Origin of the sequence: Enhydrobacter sp. (genome assembly GCA_025808875.1) — a bacterium.
In the GTDB taxonomy this organism is placed as follows: domain Bacteria; phylum Pseudomonadota; class Alphaproteobacteria; order Reyranellales; family Reyranellaceae; genus Reyranella.
This window is the reverse complement of the sequence record CP075528.1, coordinates 2,168,915-2,195,378: the sequence shown is the minus strand read 5'-3', so window position 1 is coordinate 2,195,378 and position 26,464 is coordinate 2,168,915. Positions and strand designations below refer to the sequence as shown.

Annotated in this window: 23 protein-coding genes; 7 read left to right on the top strand and 16 right to left on the bottom strand. The window is 65.4% G+C overall.

Annotated elements, in window-relative coordinates; genetic code table 11:
• Window positions 1–24: 24 nt before the first annotated feature.
• The 3 genes from KIT25_10820 to KIT25_10810 form a co-directional block, all read right to left on the bottom strand.
• Window positions 25–1,470: an aldehyde dehydrogenase family protein gene (locus tag KIT25_10820; GenBank protein ID UYN97391.1), complete on the bottom strand. Its 1,446-nt coding sequence runs from the start codon at window positions 1,468–1,470 to the stop codon at window positions 25–27.
• A 91-nt stretch (window positions 1,471–1,561) separates the two neighbouring features.
• Window positions 1,562–3,313, bottom strand: coding sequence for a sulfatase-like hydrolase/transferase (locus KIT25_10815; GenBank protein ID UYN97390.1), 1,752 nt, complete (start codon window positions 3,311–3,313; stop codon window positions 1,562–1,564).
• Window positions 3,314–3,341: 28 nt separating this feature from the next.
• Entirely contained in the window at window positions 3,342–4,208 is an 867-nt protein-coding gene (locus KIT25_10810; protein UYN97389.1) for a hypothetical protein, read from the bottom strand.
• 14 nt (window positions 4,209–4,222) lie between these two features.
• Here KIT25_10810 and KIT25_10805 point away from each other — a divergent pair, with 14 nt between their 5' ends.
• Window positions 4,223–5,428, top strand: coding sequence for an AraC family transcriptional regulator (locus tag KIT25_10805; GenBank protein UYN97388.1), 1,206 nt, complete (start codon window positions 4,223–4,225; stop codon window positions 5,426–5,428).
• A 249-nt stretch (window positions 5,429–5,677) separates the two neighbouring features.
• Here KIT25_10805 and KIT25_10800 read toward each other — a convergent pair whose 3' ends face one another.
• Window positions 5,678–6,922: an alkaline phosphatase family protein gene (locus KIT25_10800; protein ID UYN97387.1), complete on the bottom strand. Its 1,245-nt coding sequence runs from the start codon at window positions 6,920–6,922 to the stop codon at window positions 5,678–5,680.
• A 67-nt stretch (window positions 6,923–6,989) separates the two neighbouring features.
• On the opposite strand from KIT25_10800, the gene KIT25_10795 reads away from it, so the two are divergent.
• On the top strand, window positions 6,990–8,096 hold the full coding sequence (locus tag KIT25_10795; GenBank protein UYN97386.1) for an LLM class flavin-dependent oxidoreductase: 1,107 nt from the start codon (window positions 6,990–6,992) through the stop codon (window positions 8,094–8,096).
• Between the two features lie 15 nt (window positions 8,097–8,111).
• Here the strand turns inward: KIT25_10795 and KIT25_10790 are convergent, their stop codons facing one another.
• Window positions 8,112–8,555 (bottom strand): hypothetical protein, encoded by a 444-nt coding sequence (locus tag KIT25_10790; GenBank protein ID UYN97385.1) that lies wholly within the window; start codon window positions 8,553–8,555, stop codon window positions 8,112–8,114.
• A gap of 85 nt (window positions 8,556–8,640) precedes the next feature.
• Window positions 8,641–9,906 (bottom strand): MFS transporter, encoded by a 1,266-nt coding sequence (locus tag KIT25_10785; protein UYN97384.1) that lies wholly within the window; start codon window positions 9,904–9,906, stop codon window positions 8,641–8,643.
• Between the two features lie 14 nt (window positions 9,907–9,920).
• Between KIT25_10785 and KIT25_10780 the strand changes: the two genes are divergently transcribed.
• Both KIT25_10780 and KIT25_10775 read left to right on the top strand, forming a co-directional pair.
• On the top strand, window positions 9,921–10,946 hold the full coding sequence (locus KIT25_10780; GenBank protein ID UYN97383.1) for a patatin-like phospholipase family protein: 1,026 nt from the start codon (window positions 9,921–9,923) through the stop codon (window positions 10,944–10,946).
• A 13-nt stretch (window positions 10,947–10,959) separates the two neighbouring features.
• Window positions 10,960–11,862 carry an ROK family protein gene (locus KIT25_10775; GenBank protein ID UYN97382.1) on the top strand — a complete coding sequence of 301 codons (903 nt, stop codon included), beginning with the start codon at window positions 10,960–10,962 and terminating at the stop codon, window positions 11,860–11,862.
• A gap of 2 nt (window positions 11,863–11,864) precedes the next feature.
• Here the strand turns inward: KIT25_10775 and KIT25_10770 are convergent, their stop codons facing one another.
• The 3 genes from KIT25_10770 to KIT25_10760 are packed head-to-tail and all read right to left on the bottom strand — an operon-like array spanning window position 11,865 to window position 14,999.
• A complete protein-coding gene (locus KIT25_10770) occupies window positions 11,865–13,340 on the bottom strand; it encodes an AMP nucleosidase (GenBank protein ID UYN97381.1) in 1,476 nt (491 codons plus the stop codon).
• A 25-nt stretch (window positions 13,341–13,365) separates the two neighbouring features.
• Window positions 13,366–14,175, bottom strand: coding sequence for a DUF1849 family protein (locus KIT25_10765; GenBank protein UYN97380.1), 810 nt, complete (start codon window positions 14,173–14,175; stop codon window positions 13,366–13,368).
• Window positions 14,169–14,999, bottom strand: coding sequence for a cell envelope integrity EipB family protein (locus KIT25_10760; GenBank protein UYN97379.1), 831 nt, complete (start codon window positions 14,997–14,999; stop codon window positions 14,169–14,171). Before KIT25_10760 ends, KIT25_10765 begins: the two co-directional genes overlap by 7 nt.
• 149 nt (window positions 15,000–15,148) lie before the next feature.
• Between KIT25_10760 and KIT25_10755 the strand changes: the two genes are divergently transcribed.
• Window positions 15,149–16,126, top strand: coding sequence for a D-glycerate dehydrogenase (locus KIT25_10755; GenBank protein UYN97378.1), 978 nt, complete (start codon window positions 15,149–15,151; stop codon window positions 16,124–16,126).
• On the opposite strand, the gene KIT25_10750 is transcribed toward KIT25_10755, so the two are convergent.
• A complete protein-coding gene (locus KIT25_10750) occupies window positions 16,086–16,547 on the bottom strand; it encodes a hypothetical protein (protein ID UYN97377.1) in 462 nt (153 codons plus the stop codon). The genes KIT25_10755 and KIT25_10750 overlap by 41 nt on opposite strands.
• A 425-nt stretch (window positions 16,548–16,972) precedes the next feature.
• Complete coding sequence (gene aspS / locus KIT25_10745; protein UYN97376.1) at window positions 16,973–18,778, bottom strand: aspartate--tRNA ligase; 1,806 nt, start codon at window positions 18,776–18,778, stop codon at window positions 16,973–16,975.
• A 125-nt stretch (window positions 18,779–18,903) separates the two neighbouring features.
• Between aspS and rnd the strand changes: the two genes are divergently transcribed.
• Window positions 18,904–20,061, top strand: coding sequence for a ribonuclease D (rnd, locus tag KIT25_10740; GenBank protein ID UYN97375.1), 1,158 nt, complete (start codon window positions 18,904–18,906; stop codon window positions 20,059–20,061).
• A gap of 55 nt (window positions 20,062–20,116) precedes the next feature.
• On the opposite strand, the gene KIT25_10735 is transcribed toward rnd, so the two are convergent.
• Both KIT25_10735 and KIT25_10730 read right to left on the bottom strand, forming a co-directional pair.
• Window positions 20,117–21,622 (bottom strand): Ppx/GppA family phosphatase, encoded by a 1,506-nt coding sequence (locus KIT25_10735; GenBank protein ID UYN97374.1) that lies wholly within the window; start codon window positions 21,620–21,622, stop codon window positions 20,117–20,119.
• A gap of 72 nt (window positions 21,623–21,694) precedes the next feature.
• Window positions 21,695–23,854, bottom strand: a complete 2,160-nt coding sequence (locus KIT25_10730) for an RNA degradosome polyphosphate kinase (GenBank protein ID UYN97373.1) — start codon at window positions 23,852–23,854, stop codon at window positions 21,695–21,697.
• 118 nt (window positions 23,855–23,972) lie between these two features.
• On the opposite strand from KIT25_10730, the gene KIT25_10725 reads away from it, so the two are divergent.
• Window positions 23,973–24,503, top strand: a complete 531-nt coding sequence (locus tag KIT25_10725; protein ID UYN97372.1) for a histidine phosphatase family protein — start codon at window positions 23,973–23,975, stop codon at window positions 24,501–24,503.
• Window positions 24,504–24,506: 3 nt separating this feature from the next.
• On the opposite strand, the gene KIT25_10720 is transcribed toward KIT25_10725, so the two are convergent.
• The 3 genes from KIT25_10720 to KIT25_10710 are packed head-to-tail and all read right to left on the bottom strand — an operon-like array spanning window position 24,507 to window position 26,459.
• Entirely contained in the window at window positions 24,507–25,286 is a 780-nt protein-coding gene (locus KIT25_10720; GenBank protein ID UYN97371.1) for an SDR family oxidoreductase, read from the bottom strand.
• A 22-nt stretch (window positions 25,287–25,308) separates the two neighbouring features.
• Window positions 25,309–25,776, bottom strand: a complete 468-nt coding sequence (locus tag KIT25_10715) for a DUF2147 domain-containing protein (protein ID UYN97370.1) — start codon at window positions 25,774–25,776, stop codon at window positions 25,309–25,311.
• 2 nt (window positions 25,777–25,778) lie between these two features.
• On the bottom strand, window positions 25,779–26,459 hold the full coding sequence (locus KIT25_10710; protein ID UYN97890.1) for a DNA replication protein: 681 nt from the start codon (window positions 26,457–26,459) through the stop codon (window positions 25,779–25,781).
• Between the last annotated feature and the right edge of the window lie 5 nt (window positions 26,460–26,464).

The following is a 26,464-nucleotide window of genomic DNA, read 5'->3' as shown; positions in this document are numbered from 1 at the left end:
CGGCTTTTTCGTGCGGTACGACCCTCAGGCGGTCTTGGGCGCCCAACCCATGACGGCCTTGGTCTCGAGGAATTCCTCGAACCCGTACTCGCCCCATTCGCGACCGTTGCCCGATTGCTTGTAGCCGCCGAACGGCGCGCCGAAATCCGGCCCGGCGCCGTTCAGGTGCACGTTGCCGGTGCGCAGGCGCGAGGCCACCTTGCGGGCGCGCTCGATGTTGCCCGACTGCACGTAGCCCGAGAGGCCGTAGGGCGTGTCGTTGGCCTGCGCGACCGCGTCCTCCTCGGTGTCGTAGGCCAGCATCGTCAGGACAGGTCCGAAGATCTCCTCGCGGGCGATCGTCATGTCGTTGGTGACGTTGGCGAACACCGTCGGCCGCACATAATAGCCGCGGTTCATGTTCTCCGGCCGGCCCGGCCCGCCGGTCACCAGGGTCGCACCCTCCTCGATGCCCTTCTGGATGAGCGCCTGGATCTTGTTGAACTGCACCTCGCTCACCACCGGGCCGATGGTGCCCGGCCCGGCATCCGCCGTCGCCGGGTCGATCACCTTGACCTTCTCCGCCGCGGCCTTGGCGACGGCGATGGCGGCATCGTTCTTGGCGCGCGGCACGAACATGCGCGACGGCGCGTTACAGGACTGTCCGGAATTCAGCATCATGCTCATCACGCCGGCCGAGACCGCCTTGGTGAGATCGGCATCGTCGAGCACGATGTTGGCCGACTTCCCGCCGAGCTCCTGGGCAACGCGCTTGACCGTATCGGCCGCCGCCTTGGCAACGGCGATGCCAGCGCGGGTCGACCCGGTGAACGACATCATGTCGATGCCGGGATGCGCCGACATCGCCTCGCCGACCCCGGCGCCGTCGCCGTTGACCAGATTGAACACGCCGGGCGGAACTCCCGCCTCGTGCAGCACGTCGGCGAACAGCATGGCGTTCATCGGCGCCACTTCGGAGGGCTTGAGCACGATGGTGCAGCCCGCCGCGAGCGCCGGCGCCACCTTGCAGACGATCTGGTTGATCGGCCAGTTCCACGGCGTGATGAAGCCGCACACCCCGACCGGCTCCTTCACCACGGCGGTGGTGCCGCGCATTTCCTCGAAGGGATAGTCCTTCAGGATCTTGATCGCCTCGTTCAGGTGCCCGAGGCCGGTCGCCGCCTGGGCCGCCTTGGCGAGCCACAGCGGCGCGCCCATTTCCTGGCTGATCGTCTCGGCGACCGCCTGGAATTTGCCCTTGTAGGCGGCGACGATCTTCTCGAGCAGCGCCAGGCGTTCCTCGCGCGTCGTGCGCGAATAGGTTTCGAAGGCGCGGCGGGCCGCGGCCACGGCCTTGTCGACGTCGCCCTTGGATCCCATCGAGATGCGCGCGAACGGCTCCTCGTTGGCGGGATTGATGACGTCGAGCGCCCTCGGCGTCACCGGGTCGACCCATTTGCCGTCGATGTAGAATTGAAGCCGTTCCTGCATGGCCGTCCCTCCTGATCTGTTGGCGTGTTTAAGCACGTCCCGGCAGGGCCGGGTAGAGGGCGCCTAATGCTGCGTCGTGTCGCCTGATCGCTCAAAGGTCGATCTTGTCGACGCCCCAGCTGATCTTGGGGATCTCGGGCAACTCACGGCCGTCGTCCTTGCCGATCTCGGCCTTGATGACGGCCTCGAGCTTGCCGTTCATGGTCAGGAGAAGCTCGGCATTCTTGCCGCGGTCGTTGGCGAGGTTATCGATCTCGCCGGGGTCGCTCTGCAGGTCGTAGAGCTCGACGTCGTTCCACTTGAAGAGCTCGTCCAGCGTCCTCGGACTGTTGTGGTCGACCGGCGCGAAGTAGCGCGTGAAGCGATAGCGGCCGTCGAAGGCCGAGCGGACATGGCCACGCTTCTTCAGGTCGGGTTTGAAGCCCTGCTTCTTGGCCTCCTCCCTCGGATCCTTGCCCGCCATGGCCGCCTTGGCCGCGAAGTCGAAAACACCGGCGTCGTTGCTGGCAAGCCCGCTGTAGGTGAAGAGCGTGGCCGGACGCGCGGCGCCGATCGCCTGGCTGCCCGGATTGGTGAGCAGCGCCGACAGATCCTTGCCCGGCAGCGCCCGCCCGGCGAACTCGGCCGCCTGATCGGGCTTCACGCCCGCCATCGAGAGCAGGGTCGGCGCGAGATCGATGTGGCCCGACAGCGACTTGCACTCTTGCCCACCACGGACGTCGGGATGGGCGATGTAGAGCGGCAGATGATTGGTCTCGCGGTAGGCGAACGGCCCCTTGCCGCGCATGCCGTGCGCGCCCGCCGCTTCGCCGTGGTCGGAGGTGAACACCACGATGGTGTTCTGCGACAGGCTCAGTGCCTCGAGCTCGCCGAGCAACGCCTCGATCGAGCGGTCCACGTTGCGGATGCAGTTGATGTAATAGTCGTTGAAGCGCTTCCAGCGCGCGTCCTCGAGCGGCACGTTGCCGAGGATATAGTCCCAGATCCTGTCGAACTCGCGATGGGCTCCCGGTCGGCCAGGAGCGTCCAGCGGCTGGCGCAGGCTGGCGGGCACCGGCACATCCCACGATGCCTTGTAGAGCGCATGGTTCGGCGCCCTCGCCGCGTGCATGCGCAGCTTGCCGGTGTCCTGGATGCTCTCGCCCGGCGCGTCGGTGTTGAAGTACATGATGTCGTGCGGATTGACGAAGCTCACGAACATGCACCACGGCTTACCGTCGTCCGACAGTGGCCGGCCCCGCGTGCGCAGCCAGTTGACCGCGCTGCCCGCCGTGATGTGGTCGTAGCTGTAGCCCCCCAGCGTGTGGCCGATCAGGTCGCCCGGCGAGAAATTGTCGGCAAAGCCATACTTCTCCATGTGGGGCGTCATGAACTGCTCGACAGACTTGGTGTCGAACTCACGGCTCAGGTGCCACTTGCCCTTGTAGGCGGTGTAGTAGCCGGCCTTGCGCAGCATGTGGCCGATCGTGGGCTTGTCCATCGGCAGATTGCGCATCCACGGCACGTCCAGATTCTCGAACATGCCGTTGTCGGCGGTTTGCAGACCGGTCAGCATCACCGAGCGCGACGACGTGCACATCGTCGCCGGACATTGGTGGTTGGTGAAGGTGACGCCTGTGCTCTGCAGGCGCTCGTGCCCGGGCAGCGACAGGCCCCTGGGCCAGCTTGGGTGGTAGCGCTCCTGATCGGTGAACACGAACAGGATGTTGAGGCCTCGACGCGGCGCCGATGGCGTCTGGGCACGGGCCGAACCGATCAGGCCGCCTGCCAGCAGCGTAGCGGCCGTGCCCTTGAGGAGATCCCGGCGTGTCGCCTGGTGGGCTGTCCGTGCATCTTCGACCATTGTCCTCTCCTGATTCTGGAACCGGCACCTAGAACTTGACTGCGGCACCGATCACGGGACCGTGCATCACGGCATCGACGCCGCGGGTATCGTTGCCCCAGCCGTTCGTGTAGTTCACGCCAAGCGCGCGATAGCCGAGCAGCGCCGACCACGAGGTCGGGCCCGAACTGAACTCGTAGCCGTAGCCGAGGAAGAGCTGCCAGGTGAGTTGGCTGCCGACGCCGAAGCCGCCGATGTCGCCGCGCAATCGCACCTCATGCTGCGGCGCCAGCCGCTGGCGCAAGCGCAGACCGAGGATCGGATCGGCCCAGTCCAGGGAGCCGCTGCGGAAGATGGCGAGACCGCCGCTGCGGTCGAAGCGCACGCCCGGCGCGTTGAAGTCGGCGGTGGCGGCGAACGACAGGTCGCTGCTGGCGTGCCAGTAGCGTACGCCGAGGATGGCATCGATCGCGCTGCCCCTCGCCTGTTCATTCTGGCCGCCCTGCCGCCACACTTCGTACATGCCGCCGGCTTCGGCGATGATCAGCGTCGACTTCACGCCGCCGTTGGCAGCGACGGCGAGCGTCAGCTTCGGCAGCGGGTTGCGCGCCGCTCCATAACCGCCGGAAGCGGTCAGTTGGGTGTAGACGAAATCGAAGTAGAGGCCGTATCTATCCTTACGCGCTTCGCCGTAGGCCATCAGCCCAACCAGCGTGTCGGTCTTGCCGAGGATGTCGATGAAGTTGGCGTTCACGTCGACAGTTTGGCCGGCGGCAGTGACGTTGCCATTGACGCCCATCAACCAGGCATAGGGTGCGAGGGAGAAGCTCCACTCTGGACGATCGGTCGCCGGGCTTTGGGCGGCGACCTTGGGGGCCGCCGAGTTGATGGCCAGCACCAGGAATACCGCTCGCAATCCGATTCGCCGTTTTGCCCTCGACCCCACGTGACGCGACTCCCGATTGGTGCAATTATCTGCATTATCGGTGCGATAATTGCAGCGCAGCTGTACTCGCGACTGCGTTATTCAGGGGCATTCATTGTTCTCCGGTCGTCGAACGTCTATCCGCTTTGCGCCACGGAAGAACGGCGAGCATGGACGGTAGCCTTCCATCGGCGGATTCGATTCGCCCCCCGGTCAGCGCGCCCGGGGACAAGATCGTCGTTCGCGGCTTCGACGCGCAGGCGCTGGACGCCTCGATGCTCGGCGCAACCAGTGCCAGGCATGTCCAGGTGGGATCCGGCCGATTCCAGGCCTCGATCGACCGGCAGCGGTTTGCCACCGTTGCCATGCGGGTCAACACCTTCTCCATTGCCGTGCGGGCGATCGTTCAACCGCCACCCGACGTCGTGACGCTCGGCCTGGCGCTCGATGCGCCGGAGCCGTTCCTGGTGGCCGGACATCGCTTTCCTGTCAGCACCCTGACCGTCTTCGGTCCGGGGCAGACCTCCGAGGTCCGATATCCGGCGGGCTCGCGGACGGTGACGCTGGCGATGCCGAGCGCGTTCTTTGCCCGTCAAATAGCGTGCGCGCCCGGAGCCGACGCGCTTCAGGCCCCGAGGGAGAACCCGAGCGTACGGGTCGATGACGACGACCTCGCCCGACTGAAAGACATCATCGTCGCTCTGGAGCGATTGCGATCGGCGCGGCCTCTCCTCCCTCTCGATCCGCAATGGCTGCTCAACGTCGACCGAACGCTGGTGCAGGCCTTCTTCCGTCCGCTCATCGATCCATCCTTCGTGCCCGGCGGCGCACGCGATCGTCTGCGCTCGGCGCGGATGGTCGTGCACGAGGCCGAGGCCAGGATGGCCGCCGATCCGATGACGATACCCTCCATTCCCGCGCTGTGCGCCGATCTCGGCATATCGCGGCGCACGCTCGAGCGCGCTTTCATCGATCTGCTCGACATGAGCCCGGCCCGCTATCTGCGCGTGCGGGCACTCAACGCCGTACGCGTGCAGTTGCTGCGTTCGCCCAGGACACCGGGAATGGTCACTCGTGTCGCCATCGACAACGGCTTCTGGCACCTGGGCCGCTTCTCGGCATCGTACCGGGCGCTGTTCGGCGAGCACCCGATCGACACGCTCCGCCAAGCGCGCCCGGATCCAAGGCTTGCCTGTCGTATTAATTATTGATACGATTACTCGGACGCCGGACATACGCGCCGTATCGCGCCGCGCCTGTCGCTATGCCATGAGGGGCGCTGTTTTCTTATGATCTATTTTGGCGATTTTGGCGATTTTGGCGAACCGAACTGGTGCCGTAATGGGACTATTTGTACGGTTTCTGCAGTTTCTGCAGTTTCTGCGGCCGCACTTTCGCGTTCGGGCATGACGCCAATGCAGAGCTTCGCCGTCCGCGCATGGCTCGGCCACGGACGACGATCAAATCGCCGTTCCGTCAAAGCCGTCCCTCGACAAGCCGACATGTCGCGCGATCGTGGGCGCAATGTCGACGAGGCTCGTGACACGTCGAATCTCGCCTGCCGTTCCCGCGCCATCGTTGATCATCAGGAATGGCCGCGTCTCGTCGGGCCCCCATCCGCCATGTTGACCCGCCCCGACGGGCACCGGCTTGCCGCCTTCCGCCACCACCCAGCGCTTGCCGGGAACGCCATAAGTGTTGGGTTCGTCGAGGCCCGCCATGTTGACCGCGGCGACGACTCCGCCGTCCGCCGCGAAGCCGCGCCCGGAAAGCCCGGCGCCGACCACCACGCCGTCGCTCCACGGCTCGGCCGTCATGGCGTCGAGGACGCCGAGCAGCGGCCCACGGCCACGTTCGGTGGCGTAGAGCAGCGCCGCCGTGCCCTGACCTGCCACGGCGACGTGCCCGGTCTCGACCAGTTCGCCCAGCCCCCGCGCGGCAAGCCACCGTTCGATGTCGATCACCGCGCCGATCGTTTCCTGGCCATGGTCGGAGCCGACCAGCAGCAGGATGTCCTCGCCCCGGGTGCGCAAGCGCTCGACGGTCCGGAAGACCTCCAGCACGCAACGCCCGGCGCCCGCCAGCGCCTCGCGGTGCTCGGGCGAGCCGAGCGGCACGCCATGCAGCCGATGGTCGGGATCGGTGAGCCAAAGGAAGGCGACCGCCGGCCTGGCATCGCTCAACACCTCGGTGCAGAAGCGCTGGGTCATCTCCCAGTCGCCGGCCGCATCGTGCGTCACCGGCAGCGCGTCCAGCGGATGGCCCCCCGGAGCGTGCGAGCCGCTGCGATGATGAACGTGGCCGAAGCAGTCGGGATCGAGGAAGAAAGCCGCGCCCGGCGAAACATTGGAGAAGGCGACGAACCCTCCGTCCCGCGCCGCGCGCTCGGCCAGCGACGGCACAAGCAGAGTCCGGCCTGTGGCGCGGCGCAGGTGCGCGCGAAAATCCGGCGCGCCGACGTCACGGACGACGATCCTGTCCTCCTCGAACAGGCCCATGCGATTGCCGTGCAGGCCATGGCGCGCGGGATGGCAGCCTGTCGAAATCGACGCGGCCGACGCGCGCGTGACGGACGGGAACACCGCGCTGTGCTCCGTGCACCACAGGCTTCGCCGACGAAGATCGTCCAGCACCGGTGTCCTGTCGGCGTCGATCCAATCGCGTCCCAATCCGTCGCAACAGACGAAAACCGCTCGACGAGCCATGCATCGAACTCCCTTGCATCGTTCGCCCGATGGTAGTCGACTTCGGCCGACAACTCAGGAGGAAACGATGCAGTTCGGTTATTTCACCATGCCATCGCACCCGCCCGAGAGAGGCCTGAAGGCCGGCCACGACTGGGACCTGCAGGTCATTCGCTGGCTCGACGAGCTGGGTTTCGCCGAGTGCTGGATCGGCGAGCACCATACGGCTCCCTGGGAACCGCACCCCTCGCCCGACCTGCTGGTGGCGCAGGCGCTGATGCAGACCAAGAATATCCGTCTCGGTCCCGGCGGGTTCCTCCTGCCCTATCACCATCCGGCCGAACTCGCGAACCGCGTCGCCATGCTCGACCATCTGTCCGGCGGGCGGCTCAATTTCGGCGTCGCTGCGTCCGGCTTGCCGAGCGACTGGGCGATGTTCAACGTCGACGGCATGTCGGGCGTCAATCGCGAGATGACCCGCGAGGCACTCGACATCATCCTGAAGCTCTGGACGTCGGCGGAGCCGTTCGACCACAAGGGCAAGTACTGGCACGTCACCAAGCCCGAGACGATGTTCGGCTTCCTCAAGCCGCACATCAAGCCGCTGCAGAGCCCGCATCCGCCGATCGGTGTGGCCGGCCTCAGCAAGGGGTCCGACACGCTGAAACTCGCCGGCGAGAAGGGCTTCCTGCCGATGAGTCTCAACCTCAACCCGGCCTATGTCGCGAGTCACTGGGAAGCCGTCGAGATCGGCGCCGCCAAGGCCGGCCGCACGCCTGACCGTGGCCAGTGGCGCATGGTGCGCGAGGTCTTCGTCGCCGACACGGACGAGGAGGCGATGAAGCTCTCGGTCGGCTCGCACATGGGCCGCATGATGCGCGAGTACTTTCTGCCGCTGCTCGCGCAGTTCGGCTTCTTCGAGTACCTCAAGCACGACCCGGGCGTGGCCGATTCCGAGGTCACGCCGGAATACTGCGCCCGGCACAACTGGATCGTGGGATCGCCGCGCACCGTCGTCGAGAAGATCGAGAAGATCTACGACGAGGTCGGTGGCTTCGGCCAACTGCTCGTCTTCGGCTTCGACTACGTCGAGAACCCTCAAGCCTGGCGTCGCTCGCTCGAGCTCCTGTCGACGGAGGTGCTTCCCAAGGTACGGAATCTCGCACCCGGCGCAAGGCGGCTTGCGGCCGAATGACGATCGGTCGGCGGGTCAGCGAAATCCCGACCAGTAGGCGAGCTGGGCGGCGAAATCGGCATCCGCCGCCTGGCCCGCCCATACGACGAGGCCCGCGTCCGTCTTCATGTCGTTGCGCGCGCTCGCGACGCGGCGCAGGTGCGTGTCGGTGCGGTGCATGCGGAACATGTTCGTCGACTTCTGATGCGTGAAGAAGACGAGGCCGTCGTTCAGGCGGGGCTTGGTGACCGCGAAGTAGTAGACGAAATCGCCGCTCTCGTAGCCGAGCTGGTGGGTGATCACGGCCTGCTCGAAGCCCAGGATCTGCGGCCGCGCGAACCTCACCGTCTCGGGATCGGCGAGCGCCTGTGTCGTCATGCGGGCGAGTTGGTCCTGGCTCGGCCGGCCTTGAGCGCTGGCACCACCGGACGCCAGCAAGAGCGCCGCCAAGGCGGCGACGACGAAGCGCAGTGTCGACATCCTCAAATCTCCCCCCGTCCCGATCGAACATTACAATGGGAACCGGGGAGCTGCATCCGGCGAACGCTTCAGTGGCGCTGCACTTCTAGCTCGGTCGCCTCGACAGCAGGGCGGCGGCGGCAAAGCCCGCTGCCGCAACCAGCATGATCGCCGTCAACCCCCACAACACCGGCGTGTAGCCTCCCAGCGCGCTCCAGGCGAAGGCGCCGGCAAGGGGCCCGACGGCGCGCATGATATTGGTCGGCATGGTCAGCGCGCCGGACACCACGCCATAGCCCTCGGGGCCGATGAACTCGGGCACCGCCATGCCGCGCAGGATGGTGACGAGGCCGTTGGCAACGCCGTAGATCACGGCGAACAGGATGAGGCCGTAGACGTCGCTGATGCCTCCGGCCAGCATCGCCATGGAGATGGGAAAGGCGAAGTAGACGAGCGCGCCGAGCTGAACCGAGGTGATGTGGCGTTGCGCCGCCATCAGCAGCACGCGGCCCACCACCTGCATCGGTCCGATCAGTGCGATGATCGCCATCACCACGCCGATCTCGACCTTGCGCTCCGCCAGCAGCGGAATGAGATGAAAGCTCATCGCCGAGAAAGCGAGCCCGTAGCCGGCGAAGGCGACCACCAATCCCCAGAAGGCGGGCACGCGCACCGCCGCGGCGAGCGGGCTCTTGCGCTTCAGTTCTGGGCCGGGCAGCGGCAAGGGAGCGGCGATCGGTATCGCCTCCTCCTTCGGTCCGGGCACGAAGAGCCAATGGATGAAGACGGCGACGGCGAGGTTGATGGCGGCCAGCACGATCAGCGTGGGGCGCCAGTCGATGCGCTCGATCAGGAGCTGCGCGAACGGGATGCCGAAGGTGCTGGCGAGCCCGCCCAGGAACGTCATCAGCAGGATCGCCTGCTTGTAGCGCGGGCCGTAGACGCGGGTGATCACCGCGAAGGCCGGCTCGTAGAGAACCACCGCCTGGCAGGCGCCGAGCCCTATCCAGACGACATAGAACATCGCCAGCGACTCGACCTGCGACCACAGCAGCATCAGCGCCGCTGCGAGCGCCGATCCGCCGGTCATCAGCAGCCGGCCGTGGCCGCGGTCGATCCAGGCGCCGACCGGGATGGAGGCCAGTCCGGCGACGAGCAGGCCGGCCGACAACGCGCCGAACAGGGCGTTGCGCGACCAGCCGAGTTCCTGCTCCATCGGCACGACGAAGAGTGGAAAGGTGTAGTAGACCAGGCCCCAGGAGATGAGCTGCCCGATCGAGAGGAACCACAGAATGGTCGACGGCCGCTTGCGCCAGGGTGGCGTCGCTCCGCTTGTCGCCCTACTCACGCCGGCCTTGTCGCGCCCATCCATGGAGCGAGCGTAGCATGAGTGTCACCAAGCGCATCAATCTCGCTCTCCAGGGCGGCGGCTCGCACGGCGCCTTCACCTGGGGCGTGCTCGACGCGCTGATCGAGGACGGCCGCGTCGAGATCGAGGCGCTGAGCGGCACCAGCGCGGGCGCCATGAACGCGGCGATCCTGATGCAGGGCTGGGCGCGCGGCGGCGCGGCCGGGGCGCGGCAGGCGCTGCGCGACTTCTGGACCGAACTCGGCACTTACGCCGCGGTGAGCCCGATCCAGCGCACGGCGTTCGACCGCCTGCGCGGCAACTGGAACCTCGACGATTCGCCGGCGGCACTGTGGAGCGACCTGATCCAGCGTTCGCTCTCGCCGTGGCAGCGCAATCCGCTGAGATACGACCCGTTGCGCGATCTCCTGCGCAAGCACTTCGACGAGAAAGCCGTGCGTGCCTGCCATCGGATCAAGGCGTTCATCGCGGCCACCAACGTGCAGACCGGCAAGATCCGCATCTTTTCGCGCGAGGAACTGTCGATCGACGCACTCATGGCCTCGGCCTGCCTGCCCAACATCCACGAGGCCGTGGTGATCGACGGCGTTCCCTACTGGGACGGCGGCTATCGCGGCAACCCACCGATCTGGCCGTTCATCTACAACAGCGACAGCCACGATGTGGTGCTGGTGGAGATCAACCCCGCGTTCCGGTCCGGCGTTCCCCGCAGCAACGCCGAGATCGCCGACCGCCTGAACGAGATCACCTTCGGCGGCGCCCTGATGGCCGAGATGCGGGCCATCGCCTTCGTCCAGTCGCTGATCGAGCAGGGCGCGGTCGGGGGTGACTTCGCGCGTCGGCTCAGGAACGTGCTGGTCCACTCGATCGCCGATGAAGCGTCGCTGGCACCGCTCGGCGCGGTCAGCAAGTTCAATGTCGAACCGGCATTCCTCGACCACCTGTTCGGGCTCGGCCGGCAGGCCGCCGAACGCTGGCTGGAGGCCGCCTTCGAGTCCGTCGGGTCGAAGTCCAGTATCGACATCCGCGCCCGTTTCCTGTGACAACGACGGACTGATGCGCCTCGGGATCGACCTCGGCGGGACCAAGATCGAAGGCATCGTGCTGGATGGCGCGGGCCGCGAGCGCGCTCGCCACCGCGTGCCGACACCAAGTGGTTCCTACGACGGCACCCTCGAGGCGATCGTCGACCTCGTGCGCCGCCTCGAGAACGAGGTACGCGCGCGCTGCTCCGTCGGCCTCGCGCACCCCGGCGCGATCTCTCCGGCAACCGGGATGATCAAGAACGCCAATTCCGTCCACTTGAACGGACGCCCCTTGAAGGCGGATCTCGAGCGGCGACTCGGCCGCGACGTTCGCCTCGAGAACGACGCCAACTGCTTCGCCGTATCCGAGGCGGCCGACGGCGCGGCGGCGGGCCTCGAGGTGGTGTTTGGCGTGATCCTTGGAACCGGCGTCGGGGGTGGCGTGGTCGTCGGCGGCCGACCGCTCACCGGCGCTCAGGCGATCGCCGGCGAATGGGGCCACAACCCCCTGCCCGCGCCACGCGACGACGAACGGGACGGTCCACCCTGCTATTGCGGGCGTCGGGGCTGCATCGAGAGTTGGCTGAGCGGACCCGCGCTGCAACGCGAGTTCATGCGGCGCACCGGCCGCGACCTGCGAGCGACCGACATCTCCGACGCGGCGCTGGCCGGTGACCGGCAGGCGGCCGACCAGATGGAGAGCTACTGCGACCGTCTCGCCCGGGCACTCGGTTCGATCGTCAACGTCCTCGATCCCCATGCCATCGTCCTGGGCGGCGGCCTGTCGCGGATGAGTCAGCTTTACCGGCGCGTGCCCGATCTCCTGGGCGATCATGTTTTCTCCGAGCCCGAGCACATCGTGACACGCCTGCTGCCGCCCCGGCACGGCGATTCGAGCGGCGTGCGCGGCGCCGCCTGGCTCTGGCCGGAGTAGCCTCAGCGAAACGGCGGCTCGTCGATGCTCCTGAGCTTGCGCGAATGCAACGAAGCGAGTTCGCCCCGCAGCAGCTCGACCGTCTCCAGTCCGATCCGCAGATGCTCGCCGACCGCACGCTGATAGAACAGCGTCGCGGCTCCCGGCAGCTTGATCTCGCCATGGAGCGGCTTGTCCGAGACGCAGAGAAGCGTCCCGTAGGGCACGCGCAGGCGATAGCCCTGGGTGGCGAGCGTCGCGCTTTCCATGTCGACGGCGATGGCCCGCCCGAGGCTGATGCGGCGCCGTTCCTGCGACCAGCGCAGTTCCCAGTTGCGGTCGTCGTAGCTCACCACGGTGCCGGTGCGCAGTCGGCGCTTCAGCGCGTCGCCCCGCTCCCCGGTGACGCGCGCCGCCGCCTCCTGCAATGCGAGTTGTACCTCGGCCAGCGCCGGCACCGGCACTTCCGGCGGCACGAGGTCGTCGAGAATGCGGTCGCGGCGCAAGTAGCCGTGCGCCAGCACGTAGTCGCCGATGGTTTGCGACTGCCTCAGCCCGCCGCAATGGCCGATCATCAGCCAGCAATGCGGGCGCAGCACGGCGAGATGGTCGGTCGCATTCTTGGCGTTGGACGGGCCGACGCCGATGTTGACGATGGTGACGCCACCCTTTCCATCCGATCTCAGCAGGCTGTAGGCCGGCATCTGGAAACGATGCCAGGGAGCAGCCGCGACGGCGGCGGCGACGTCATCGGCACCCGCGCCGCGACGCACCAAGGCGCCCCCCGGCAGAGCCAAGGCAACATAGGGACCATCGGGTCGGGCCAGTTCTTCCGCCGCCCAGGCCAGGAACTGATCAATGTAGCGCTGATAATTGGTGAACAGAATCCAAGGCTGCAGAGTGCGCCAGTCGACCCCCGTGTAGTGCGTGAGCCGGCGCAAGGAGAAGTCCACCCGCACGGCATCGAACAGGGCGAGCGGCCGTGGCCGCGACGGGTCGAATAGCCAGGTACCGTCGACGACCTCGTCGCCGACATTGGCGAGAACGGCGGTCGGGAAGTGCTGCGCCAGCTCGGCCACCGACAGGTCGCCGTGCACGAATTCGTCGCCGGCCTCGGTGACGAAGGGATAGGGAATTTCCTCCTTGCTGACGCCAACGTCGATACGGGCGCCGAACTCCTCGGACAGTGGCCGAAGCTGTTCGAGCAGGTATTGGCGGAAGAAGGTCGGCTGCGTGACCGTGGTCGCGTAGCGCCCCGGCGACTGGAATTTGGCCCAGGCGCGCCGCGTGAAATGCACGGTCCCCGACGGATACCAGTCGATTCGCAGCTCGGGATAGCGAAAGCGCTGCCGGTCCGCCGCCGTCGGCGTCGCGCCCGACTCGGTAAATCGGGCAAGAGCAGCACGCAACGATCCGCACGCCATCGCGTGCAGCGCCTCCAGACGGTCGACCGCCTGCTCGGGGGTCAATCCGTTCGGGGGCGCTTGCTGTCCCGGCATTCGCCGAGCATGCACAACCACCCGATCAGTTGCAATTCGGCTGCGGCAGGGCTTCGAGCTTTGTGATCCGGTACTCGATGCCGCCGTCGCCCTCCTCGTGGGTGCCGTACAGTTCGACGCCGTTGTCGAGCATGAGGCTGCTCATCTCAAAACTGGCCTGATCACCCTTGGCCTTTGCGTCGGCGTCGAAGAACCCGCCGCGGTAGTAGATCCGCGTGCGGCCGTCGACCAGCGCCTCGGCGTCCTCGGGAACCGCCAACGCGGCCAGTCGCTTGGGAACGCGACCGATGACGACGTTCACGTCGTGCGGCGGCTTGACCTTCTCGCCAAAGAAGAATTGCGCGTCGAAGCCGGTGTCCCCTGCCTTGGCGTGCTGGAGCACAGCGCGCACGATGGCTACAGGAAACAACGTACCGACGGGCAGGGCCACCGATTGGCCTTCGGGTTCGCCGAAGCGCGCCTGGCCGGCGCCATCGTCGCCGAGCGACGCTTCGCCCTTCACTTGGCTCGTGACCTTGCCATTGGCCGTGCTGCGGTGTTCGAAACGAAGCCTGCGGCCGTCCCGGCTTTCGGTCATTTGAGATTGCTGCTCGCTCACCACCGCAGCCCGGCCACTATCGAGCTCGAGGCGCAGACGCTGGTTGATGACATAGCCGTCGCAGATACGACGCAACTCGTAGGCATAGGTGCCGGGAGCGCCGCTGCCGGGTTTGCCGCGTTCGAGCGGCGACACGGAATAGACCGCACGGTGCGGCGCAAAGTCACTTGCCATAGCAGCCGACGCTGCGATCGCCGCCATGAGGGCCGACATCACGGGAAGAGCACGATTCAGCATCGAGGCCTCGGCAGCGCTTGCAAATGGACGAGTTGGGCACCCACGGCGAAATCGCCGTAGTCCAGCAGCATCGAACGCGCAATGCCGTTGGCGAGCAAATCGAGCGCCAGTTCGTACTCCGGCTGGGACGCCTGGTCGTCCCCGGCGAAGAACGCGAAACGAACGCCCCACGACGGCTGCCTCAACAGCGCCAGATCGCCACGTAGCGCCGGGCCGCCCGGTGACGGCCGGGGCGGCTTGCCGATCACGGCATTAACCTGGAAGGCGCCATCGAGGCGGGCCCCGTCGAAAACCTTGTAGGGCACCGATCTATCGCCGTCGCGCGCGTGCTTGATGATGAGCGACAAGTGCGTGGTCGGAAACAGCGTCCCCGCCGGCAGGTCGAAGCTGCGCGGCTCGGGCAAAGTGAAGCTGGCACGTCCCTTGGCGCCGAGGGCATCCAGCTCGGCGTGGCCGCGCAGTTCCTCCTCGATCTCGTCATTTTGGATGTTGCGGACGCTGAAGCGCAGCTCCAACCCGTCCTTGGTCTCGTAGCTCGTGAAGCTCGAATCGGTCTCGAACTCTTCGCCGTCATTGCGCAGGAAACTCAACTTGATGCGCTGGCGGACCTCCCACCCGTCGCACGAATCGACCGTCTCCAGCACCATGCGCCCACTGACGTCGACCATACCGCTGTTGGCGCGCGCAACCATCAACTTCATCTCGTAGGTCGCCCGGTGTGGCACCAGGGTGACTTCCTGGGCTTGCGCGAGCACCGCCCTGCCCGAGCTTATCCACAGTGCCGCCAGCACAACGCAACAGCCGACCGCCAGGGGCAATGCCATGGGGGAGCTAGAACGGCGAAAACTATACGTGGTCAACGGACACTTGGCGGGGGCTAGGCCTTGTAGCCGGGCATCCAAGCGTAATATCCAAGGCTGCCGATTACCAGTGACTTCGGTAGCAGCAGGACTGAACCGGGAGGATGGCGCCGATGACGAACCGCAAACCACGCGTGTTGGCCACGCGACACTTCCCGCCGGACGTCGAAGCCCGTCTGGCCACCAACTTCGACGCCATCCTCAATCCCGAGGACAGACTCTACGACGGCGCGGCGCTGATAGCCGCCGCTGCGGGTTGCGACGGCATCATGTGCGCCGCCGGCGACGCCTTGAACGCCGCGACGATCGACGCGCTGCCGGCCTCGGTTCGCATGATCGCCACCTTCTCGGTCGGCTACGAGCACGTCGACGTGGCGGCGGCCATAAAGCGCAACATCGCTGTCAGCAACACTCCCGACGTGTTGACCGACGCAACAGCCGACATCACGCTTCTGTGTCTGCTTGGTGCCGCACGCCGCGCCCATGAGGGGACGACCATGCTGCGTGCCCACAAATGGGTTGGCTGGACACCGACCCAACTCATGGGCGTGCACGTCACGGGCAAGCGGCTGGGGATCCTCGGCATGGGCCGCATCGGCCAGGCCGTTGCCGACCGCGCCCGCGCCTTTCGCATGACCATTCACTACAGCAACCGAAGCCGCCTGCCGCCGGATATCGAGAAGGGCGCCACCTTCCATGCCGATGCCGACGACATGCTGGCGCATTGCGACTTCCTGTCGATCAACGCGCCAATGACGCAGGCCACCCGCAAATGGGTCAATGCCGACCGGATCGCCAAGCTGCCCAAAGGAGCCATTGTGGTAAACACCGCGCGCGGCGGCGTCGTCGATGACGACGCCTTGATTGCCGCGCTGAAGAACGGCCATCTGGCCGCCGCCGGGATCGATGTCTTCGACGGCGAGCCGAAAATCCACCACGGCTACTATGACCTGGCGAACGCTTTCCTGCTGCCCCACATGGGATCGGCGACGGTCGAGACCCGCAACGCCATGGGCTTCAAGGCCCTCGACAATCTGGAGGCCTTCCTGCTCAGGGGGCAGGCACCACCTGACCTCGTGAAACCCTCTTGAACGGCCGACCCGATTTGGCCTTGCGCGACTTGTTCGACGGTGCGGCGCGCTCCACCGCCTGCGGAGGCTCCGCGGGGGCCGCGTCGGCCACCGCTGTGATCGGGGCAGAGGGTGGCGGCATCGGCTCCACCGGAGCGTAGGTTGCCGCGTCCCAACTCGTTGCCGGCGCGTCAGACGCCGCCCTCAAAGGTGGCGCGTATTGCGTGCCGTCCTCCGATGGAGAACGGTGGGCCTCGTCGTAGTTGACGTCATAAGGATCCTTGCCGTCCTCGCGCTCCCGGCAGATGCTGACGCCGCGCAAGACGCGGAAAAAGGCGCAGTCCTTCTTCGTGACCATCGAGGCAAAGTGGTCGGTCGAAGTCTTTTCCGTAGCGGCCAGTAGACCACCGTCCGCGGCGTAGCTGCCCGCCGAGATGGCCAACGGTACTCCGCAGCCTCCCACCGCCAAGCCGAGGCCGGCGAGCAGGGGTAAAGTGACGATAAGCAGCCGCGACGGGATCATATTTCACTTGAAGTTTTCTATTTAACTAATTGAATAATATCATATTGGTGCCGATGATTGAAGTCTTACGATAGACGACTGCAGCGCTGCGCACGTCCGCGGCACGTCCACACTCCGAGGACCGTTCCGGGAGGACTGCAGTGGACTCCGAGGACTTGAGGACGAATCGTCTCGGATGTCGATGGCGCCGGCGCCTCGAGCCACGAGACTTTCAAGTTATTGATATATAATTATTCTTCCGAATCTCTCCGCCGCCCGGTGCTGTCCGCAAAGTGGACTTATCGCGACGACATCGCAAACCTCGAACGCGTTTACGCTCCGCCCGTCGCGGCCGGCTCAGCTCACTAGTCCTTCTTCGGCGGGGGCAGGCGCAGCCCGATATGCAGTTCGCGCAGCTTTTCCGGGGCTATCTCGGTCGGCGCATCCATCATCAAGTCGACCGCCTGCTGGTTCATCGGAAAGGCGATGACCTCCCGGATATTGGGCTCGTCCGCCAGGAGCATAACGATGCGGTCGACTCCCGGCGCCGCCCCGCCGTGGGGCGGCGCGCCGAACTTGAAGGCATTGAGCATACCGCCGAAGCGCTGTTCGACCTGCTCGCGACTATACCCGGCAATGCCGAATGCCTTGTACATGATGTCTGGCTTGTGGTTCCGGATGGCGCCAGAGCAGAGTTCGATGCCGTTGCACACGATGTCGTACTGCCACGCCTTGATGGTCAGTGGGTCCTGGGTCTCCAGCGCCTCCAGGCCGCCCTGCGGCATGGAAAATGGGTTGTGGCTGAAATCGACCTTCTTGGCCTGCTCGTCGTATTCGAACATCGGAAAATCGACGATCCAACAAAAGGCGAATTGGTCTTCGACGATGACGTCCATCTCCTGGCCGATCTTGGTTCGTGCCTGACCTGCGAATTTCCAGGCAGCGTCCGGCTTGTCGGCAATGAAGAAAACCGCGTCACCGTCTTCGGCACCGGTCAAGGCTTTGAGTCGGGCAAGCCGCTGCTCGGCGACGAACTTGGCAATCGGCCCCTTCCCGACCCCACCCTCGAGGACGATGTAGCCGAGGCCGGGCTTGCCCTCGCCCTGCGCCCAGCCGTTGAGCTTGTCGAAAAAGCTGCGTGGCTGGCTGGCCGCCTTCGGCGCCGCGATCGCACGAACGACGCCCCCCGAGGCGACGATCCCGGAGAAGACCTTGAAATCGGAGCCTGCGAAGACCTCGCCGACGTCGCAGATCTTGAGGGGATTGCGCAGGTCGGGCTTGTCGGTGCCATAGGTCAGCAGCGCCTCCGCAAAGGGGATGCGGGGGAACGGAAATGGCGTCACTCGGCGCGGACTCTCGCGGCCAAACGACGAGAATTCGTCGAATACACCGTGCAGCACCGGCTCGATGGCAGAAAAGACGTCTTCCTGCGTCACGAAGCTCATCTCGAAGTCGAGCTGATAAAATTCACCAGGAGCTCGGTCAGCACGTGCATCTTCGTCCCGGAAGCACGGCGCGATCTGGAAGTAGCGATCGAAACCCGACACCATCAGGAGTTGCTTGAACATCTGCGGCGCCTGCGGCAACGCATAGAACTTGCCCGGATGCAGACGGCTCGGTACCAGATAGGAACGCGCGCCCTCGGGGCTGTCGGCCGTGAGGATGGGCGTCTGGAACTCCATGAAGCCCTGTTCGATCATGCGTCGCCTCAGGCTGGCGATAACTTGGCTTCGCAGCATGATGTTCCTGTGCAGCTTGTCCTTGCGCAGGTCGAGGAAACGGTACCGGAGTCGAAGCTCCTCCGGCGTCGTGTCCTGCTCGGCGTAGACAGGGATCGGCAACGGCTCCGCCATGGACTGGACCGTCATTTCGGTCGCATCAAGCTCGACCTCCCCCGTGGCAAGTCTGGGGTTGATCGTCGAGGTTTCGCGCGCGACCACCTTTCCGGCGACCGTGACGACGCTTTCGGTCCGCACTGCTTCCGCCGTCCTGAAGACGGGGCTGCCCGCGTCGACCACGACTTGGGTCACGCCATAGTGATCGCGCAGGTCGATGAACAGCAGATTGCCATGGTCCCGCTTGCGCTGGACCCAGCCGGAAAGGCAGGCCTGTCGGCCGACATGCTCGGGCCGCAACTGACCGCACGTATGGGTTCGATAGATCGAAGACATCACGGATTTTCCGGGTTTTTACGGCCCGGCAAAAGGCACGGATCGAGCGCTCAAGTCAAGGGAATGGCGCCTATTCCCGCCACGCCTTTGCCGCCGGCATCGGCCGCAGCTATAGAGCATGTTCAATGAAGCTCATCACCACGACGGACGAGCTGGCGGCTTTCTGCGAACCTCTGGCGCAGGCTGAGTTCGTCACCGTCGACACCGAATTCATGAGGGAACGGACCTACTGGCCCAAGCTTTGTCTGGCCCAGGTCGCCGGCCCCGACGACGCAGCCGCCATCGACGCCCTCGCCGAGGGCATCGACTTGGCGCCACTCGACGCCTTGATGGCCAATCCCAAGGTGCTGAAGGTGTTCCACGCTGCGCGCCAGGACATCGAAATCTTCTACCTGCGTATGACCCAGGTGCCGCAGCCCTTGTTCGATACCCAGGTCGCCGCGATGGTCTGCGGACACGGTGAAGCCGCCTCCTACGAGTCGCTGGCCAGCAAGCTCGCCAAGGCTCGCATCGACAAATCCAGCCGCTTCACCGACTGGAGCCGTCGCCCACTCAGCGAGCGACAGATCACCTACGCGCTGTCCGACGTCACTCACTTGCGCGTCGTCTATGAAAAGCTGAAACGCCATCTCGAGAAGAGCGGGCGCCTGCCCTGGATCGCGGAAGAGATGGCAGTTCTGAACGACCCCGCGACCTACCGCGCCGATCCGGAGCTGGCCTGGCGCCGTCTCAAGCCGCGTGGCGCCTCGCCCCGCCTGATGGCCTTCCTGCGCGAAACCGCGGCCTGGCGCGAGCGCACCGCGCAGCGCATCGACATCCCGCGCCAGCGCCTGCTGCGCGATGAACAGCTACTCGAAATCGCAAGCCACGCTCCCAAGTCGGCCGCGGAACTCGCCATGACGCGCGGCCTGGGCCGCGGCTTCGCCGAGGGGTGGCAAGGCCGAGAACTACTCGACGCGCTGGATCGGGCACGCAACCTGCCAGACTCGGAACTGCCGGCCCGCGACAAGGCGCCGGAGCAACTGCGCGCGCCCGGCGCCGTCGTCGACCTGTTGCGGACACTACTGCGCCTCAAGGCCGAGCAGGCCGGCGTCGCCGCCCGCCTCGTGGCAAGCGCCGACGAACTCGACCGTCTGGCCGCCGGCAAGCGTGACATTCCCGCGCTCAAGGGATGGCGGCATGAGATATTCGGTGCCGATGCACTGGCTTTGATCGAGGGACGTCTTGCGCTGGCGCTCAAGGGCGAGGCGCCGCAGCTCATCGAGGTCCCTGCAATCGCCTGACATGTGCTCTGCGCGAGAGATCGGCAGCTATCAGGCCCACCCAGGCAACGCGAATTCAGGGCTGCACGATCACCGGCTTGAGGTCGAACGCCTCGGCAGCGCTCTCGAGACGGCGAGCCGTCGTGTCCCCCAAGCTGCCCCTGAGATCAACAGGCACCACCAAGCGAAGTTCGCGCTCGCTGCGCTGCAATTGGATACGCGGCAGCAGGCCCGGTGCTCCGCCGGAAAGGTTGTAGGCGAGGCGCAGACATGCGCCCAGTCGACGCGCGAACGCGCGACCCTTGCCGTCGGTGAGGCGCAGTGCGGTCTCGATTGTCGCGGTCTTCGGGTCGCTCTTGTAGCGATAAGTCAGCGCCATCGCGAGCATGGCGCGGTCGCGATGACTCATGCCCGGCGCCGGCAAATGAAGCACGCGCACATAGGCCTGGTCAGCGCGATAGTCCGGATGGTCGTTCCATGAAATATCGCTCAGGTGACAGGCGGCGGTGCGCAGAATCCGGTCAGATTCCGATTCGCCCACGAACGCCGGTGACAGCCAGTCGAAGATCTCCATGGGCGAAAGGTCGAAGCGGCGCCAGCCCACCCCCTGCTCCTCGGCAAACGCAATCAGGGGATGACGTGCCCGTTCGTTGTCGCTGAGGCGCGAATAGTAGAAACCCTCACGCAGACCGAATGCCGAGAACACCACGTTGCGCGGTTTGAGCGCGGCGAGAAGCCGGTCGAGTGCAAGACAGGCTAGTGGCAGGGTGTCGATACGCCGCCGGGAGACGCCAGGCATTTTCTCGAGCGACTTCGCGCTCTGGACGGCTATCAGCCGAGCAACGGCACGTGCCTCGTCGGCGGGAATATCGTAGTGGTGAATAATGTGTAGCGGATAGCCTGCCTGCTCCATGTGAAGGCGCGCGAAGGAGCGCCAGGCGCCGCCAACGGCGTAAAAGGTCCTGCCGCCCTCGTTGCGCAGCCAACGCACGTTCTCGATCGCTTCCAGAACGGCCCGCTTGGGATCGCCGATTCCAGACGACATCAGACGCAGCGGCCCAATCGGTAGAGTCGTGGACGAGCCGATCCGGCCGTCGCCCAGTGCAACCAGTTCGAGGCTGCCGCCACCCAGATCACCCATCACGCCGACGGCGTCCGGCATACCGCAGATGACGCCGTTGCCGGAGAACCGCGCCTCGTCCTTGCCACTCACGATGTGTGCGGTGATGTCCGGGCGACGCCCGATCTCGCCCATGAACTCAGGACCGTCGGCAGCGTCCCGTACGGCGGCCGTCGCGAGCAGATCGAGCGACTTCACCTTCATGTTGCGCGCGAGCGCGACGAAGCGATCGATGTTAGCGAGCGCCAGTTCGACACCCACCGGATTGAGCCGGCCGGTGGCATCCAGCCCTCGAGCAAGCCCGCACAGCACCTTCTCGTTGAAGACCGGCAAAGGCGCCCGGCTGGCCCGCTCATAGACGACGAGGCGAATCGAGTTGGAGCCGACGTCTATGATACCGACCCGGCCGGCACCTTGTCCGGCGCGGCTCGGATGGGGATCAACGCTGCGTTCGCCGTCCATGGGCGCACCCTCTAGCGCAAACCGCCGTGAATTGCAGCGTCGGAATGCCCGCGACCCGACGCCGCTGAGAGATCAGACGGTCAGAACCAGTCTCGGCACGGCAGCCGTCGCACGCATTGCACTGCCCCGGCCCGACAGCGATGGATTCGTCATGAAGTAGTGATGGGCAATGAAGGGTTCCTTGCCGGGTGCCGGCCGGCGATAGGTGGCATCCGGCGACATGATCCAGCTTTGCCCGTCATCCTTGAGGTTCGCCACCATGATCTGATCAAGCACCTGCTCGTGCACCGTCGGATTCTCGACTGGGCAAAACAACTCGACGCGCCGGTCGAGGTTGCGCGGCATCCAGTCAGCCGAGGAGATGAAGACCTTGGCCTCGGTCGACGGCAGACCCTTGCCGTTGGCGAAGCAGACGATGCGAGCATGCTCGAGAAATCGTCCGATGATGCTCTTGACCCTGACGTTCTCGCTCAACCCGTCGACCCCCGGTCTCAGGCAGCAGATCCCACGGACGACAAGATCGATTTGCACACCTGCCATCGACGCCGCGTAAAGCCTGTCGATCAGTTCGGGATCGACGAGCGAATTGAGCTTGGCCCAGATCGCGGCCGGCCTTCCCGTCCGCGCGTGCGCGATCTCAGCGTCGATCAACTCATACAGGGTCGGGCGCAGCGTCACTGGCGCGAAGGCAATCTTCTCCATCGTCTCCGGCCGCGCGTATCCGGTCATGAAGTTGAAGAGCCGAGCCGCATCGCGACCCATTGCCGAATCGCACGTGAAGAACGACAGATCGGTGTAGATGCGCGCAGTGATCGGATGGTAGTTGCCGGTACCAAAATGGACGTAGGTTCGCACGGCCTGCGCTTCGCGCCGCACCACCATGGAGACCTTGGCGTGGGTCTTTAGGTCGATGAAACCATAGACCACCTGCACGCCAGAGCGCTCGAGGTCGCGCGCCCAGCGGATGTTCGCCTCCTCATCGAAGCGTGCCTTGAGTTCGACCAAGGCGGTCACGGTCTTGCCGGCCTCGGCCGCAGCGATCAGCTCCTTCACGATCGGCGAATCGGCAGAGGTGCGGTAGAGCGTCTGCTTGATCGCCACGACTGCGGGATCGCGCGCCGCTTGACGCAGGAACTGCACGACGACGTCGAAGCTTTCGTAGGGATGATGAACGACGATGTCCTTGGCCCGGATTGCCGCGAAGCAGTCGCCGCCGAAGTCGCGGATGCGTTCAGGGAAGCGGGCGTTGTATGGCGCGAACTTGAGATCCGGCCGATCATCGACGATGACCGCCTTCACATCGCCGATGTTGAGCATCCTGTCGAGTTCGAACACATGCACCGTCTGAGCGGCAATCTCGAGCTGGTCGAACAGGAAATCGCGCAGTTCGTTCGGCATAGAACTGTCGATCGAAAGCGAGATGAGGTCGCCGCGCCGGCGACGCTTCAGCGCACTCTCGTAAAGCAGCACCAGATCCTCAGCCTCCTCGTTGATCTCGACATCGCTGTCGCGAATCAGTCGGAAGAAGCCCCGCGCCTTCACCTTGTAGCCGGGAAAGAGACGCGGCAGGAAGATGTCGACGAGCTCTTCCAACGGCAGAAAGCGGATCGCCGATCCAGGCAGACGAACGAACCGATCGACCTGGGGCGGCAGCGGAAGCAGCGCCATCAACGGCCGCTTGTCTTGTTTGCGCTGCAACTCGAAAATGGCTGAGAAGCCGCCATTGGGGATGAACGGAAACGGGTGCGCCGGATCGATGGCGAGGGGTGTCAGGATCGGAAAGACTTGGTCGATGAAGTAGTGTTCGAGCCAGGCACGTTCGCTTTCGGCGAGTTCGCCCCCCTCCAGCACGGCGATGCCTGCGTCACGCAATTCGTCCTGCAAGGCGGCCCAGACGCGCTGTTGTTCGGCCATCAAACCCGAGGCTCGGTCGCGAATGGCGGCCAGTTGCTCTGCGGGCGTCAGCCCGTCGTCACTCAGCATGGTCGAACGGTTGGGCAGCATGTCGACCAGTCCCGCCACTCGTACCATGTAGAATTCGTCGAGATTGTTCGCCGAGATCGAGAGGAATCGCACCCGCTCGAGCAACGGATGACGGGGATTGCTCGCCTCCTCCAGAACACGCGTGTTGAATGCCAGCCACGACAGCTCGCGATTGATGAACCGTCGCGGGCTCGCCGCCGTTATCGTCGCAGCATCGTCCATCGGGGCGGTATTGTTCAACGCATCCATGAATCCGGCCGCAGGCTCATCCTTTCAAGGTCGTCATGGAAACGGTACCGTCTCTACATGACCGTGTCATGGCAAACATCTAAGTATTTGTACCAGAACGACTTTCCGGACGTAGACCATGAAGACGCTGCTTCTGATGCGGCATGCCAAGTCGGCCTGGGGCGACAGCCGTCTCGCCGACCACGACCGCCCGTTGAATGCCCGCGGCGAAAACGCAGCCAAAGCGATGGCGGAAAGGCTTGCGCGCGCCCCGCACCGGCCGGGGCTGATCCTGTGTTCTACAGCCGCCCGCGCTCGTCAGACACTGGCACCGCTGGTCGATCTCCTGGCCACACCGGCGCCGCCGATCGTTCTGGAGAAAGGCTTGTACCTCGCTTCGAAGGACGCGCTATTGAGCCGACTGCGCGACCTCGACGATCAAGTGGCAGCAGTTCTCCTGATCGGCCACAACGACGGCATCTGGCACCTCGCTCAGGCCCTGGCAGGCCATGGCCAACCAGCCCGGCTCGCGGCGCTACACCAGAAGTTCCCCACCGGTGCCTTGGCCGTCCTGCAATTCGAAACCGGGCATTGGGCCGACCTTGCGGCCGGCCGCGCCACGCTCGTCGAGTTCGTCCGTCCGCGCGAACTGGTACGTGCCGATGGCTAACGATCAGTACGTCCCAGGGTACTGGCCACCGTCCATCAGTAGGTTCTGGCCGGTGATGTAGCCGGCATGGGCGCTGCACAAGAAGGCACAGGCAGCACCAAACTCCTCGGCCGTGCCGAAGCGGCCTGCAGGGTTGGCCGCAGCGCCGGCCTTGTACTCGTCGTCGAAGCTGCGGTTGTTCTTGCCGGCGCGCGTCCTGATCGTACTGCGCAGGCGATCCGTGTCGAACGGTCCCGGCAGCAGCCCGTTTATGGTCACACCGTGCTTAACGGTCACGCGAGCGACGCCGGCGACGAAGCCCGTCAGGCCCGAGCGGGCACCGTTGCTGAGGCCGAGAATGTCGATCGGAGCCTTCACCGAACTGGAGGTGATGTTCACGATGCGACCGAAGCCGCGTTTCATCATGCCGTCGACCGTGGCCTTGATGAACTCAATGGGCGTCAGCATGTTTGCATCGACCGCCTTGATCCAGTCGTCGCGGGTCCAGTCGCGGAAATCGCCTGGCGGCGGACCACCGGCATTGTTGACGACGATGTCGGGCTCTGGACAGGCAGCAAGGACCTGCTTGCGGCCGGCCTCGGTGGTGACGTCGACGGCGATCGCCGTCACTTTCACGCCGGTATTCTTGCGGATTTCCTCCGCCGTCGCCTCGAGCTCGGCTTGGGTGCGCGCGTTGATCACGAGATCGACGCCCTCACGCGCCAGCGCCATCGCGCAACCCTTGCCCAACCCTTTGCTCGCCGCGCAAACGATCGCCTTGCGGCCCTTTATGCCGAGATCCATGCCCTTCTCCCCAGGATGTTGCCTACTGGACCCGCGTCCAGTATTGCGTTTCACCGAACATGGGCGAACCCGAGTAGCCGCGCAACCTCAGCCGTCCGTCGGACTCGACGCCGATGTTGGCGCTGTAGATCTTGCCGTTCTCGCCGTTGTATATCTGGCCGCCTTCGAAGACGTTCGGGTCGCCCGTCTTCTTGAAACCCCAGATCAGCGGCATGCCGATGACCTTGCGATCGCGCAGCTTCGGATCGGCGTTGCGGTAGTCCGTCGCCACCTCCGGCGCGACCACCTTTCCGTCCGGCCCCTTCGGATTGATCAACCCGACGATGAAGCCGCAGACCGGCCCACTCGCGGCATCGGGACAGGGTCCGATCTTGACCTGTGCCGTACCGGATGCCGTCAACCACGTCCCAACGACCTTGGAGTCCTGTGCCGACGCCATCGACGCGATCGAGCCCAAACAGGCGGCCAGCAGAACAGTTCTCATCGTCATCATCACCCTCCATTCAGCTCAGCCAATACGTCGACAGCGAGCCGTCGGTCGATCTCGCGCCGCTCGGCGAGTGCCCGACGATCGAGAGCAGCCACGACCGTGCGTGCTGCCTCCGCGGAACGCTCCATATGGGCCAGCAGATAGTGCACGACGCCGGGTGCCGCATGCAATTGCCTATCGGCGAGCTGCTTCAGGATGATCGAACCGAGGAGCTCGTCATCCGGGGGCGCCACCGCCACCGCCGGTGCCGCACGGAGGCGGGAAGCGAGATCCGGCAGGGTGATGCGCCACCGGGCCGGCGGTTCCTCCGAGATCAGCAACAGATGGCCACCTCGTTCGCGCATCAGGTTGTAGAGATGGAACAGCGCCCGCTCGGGCGCTTGGCCTGCGTGATCTATCAGGATCGCAGCCGACGCGGCGGAAAGCGCAGCGAGGTCCGGCATCGACTTGTTCTCGAGGTCCGCTCCCGCGATCACGATGGCTGCTGCGCTGGCGGCCCAGATGCGGCCCAAGTGCGTCTTGCCGCAGCCCGGCGGACCGCTCAACGCAAGGACCGGCGCCGGCCAGTCCGGCCATCGGTCGATCCAAGCCAAAGCCTCGCGGTTGCCTGCGGCGACCACCAGATCCTCGCGGGCGTAGGTTGGCGGGGGAAGCGAAAGGTTGAGGGTGAGCTGACTCGTCATGACCC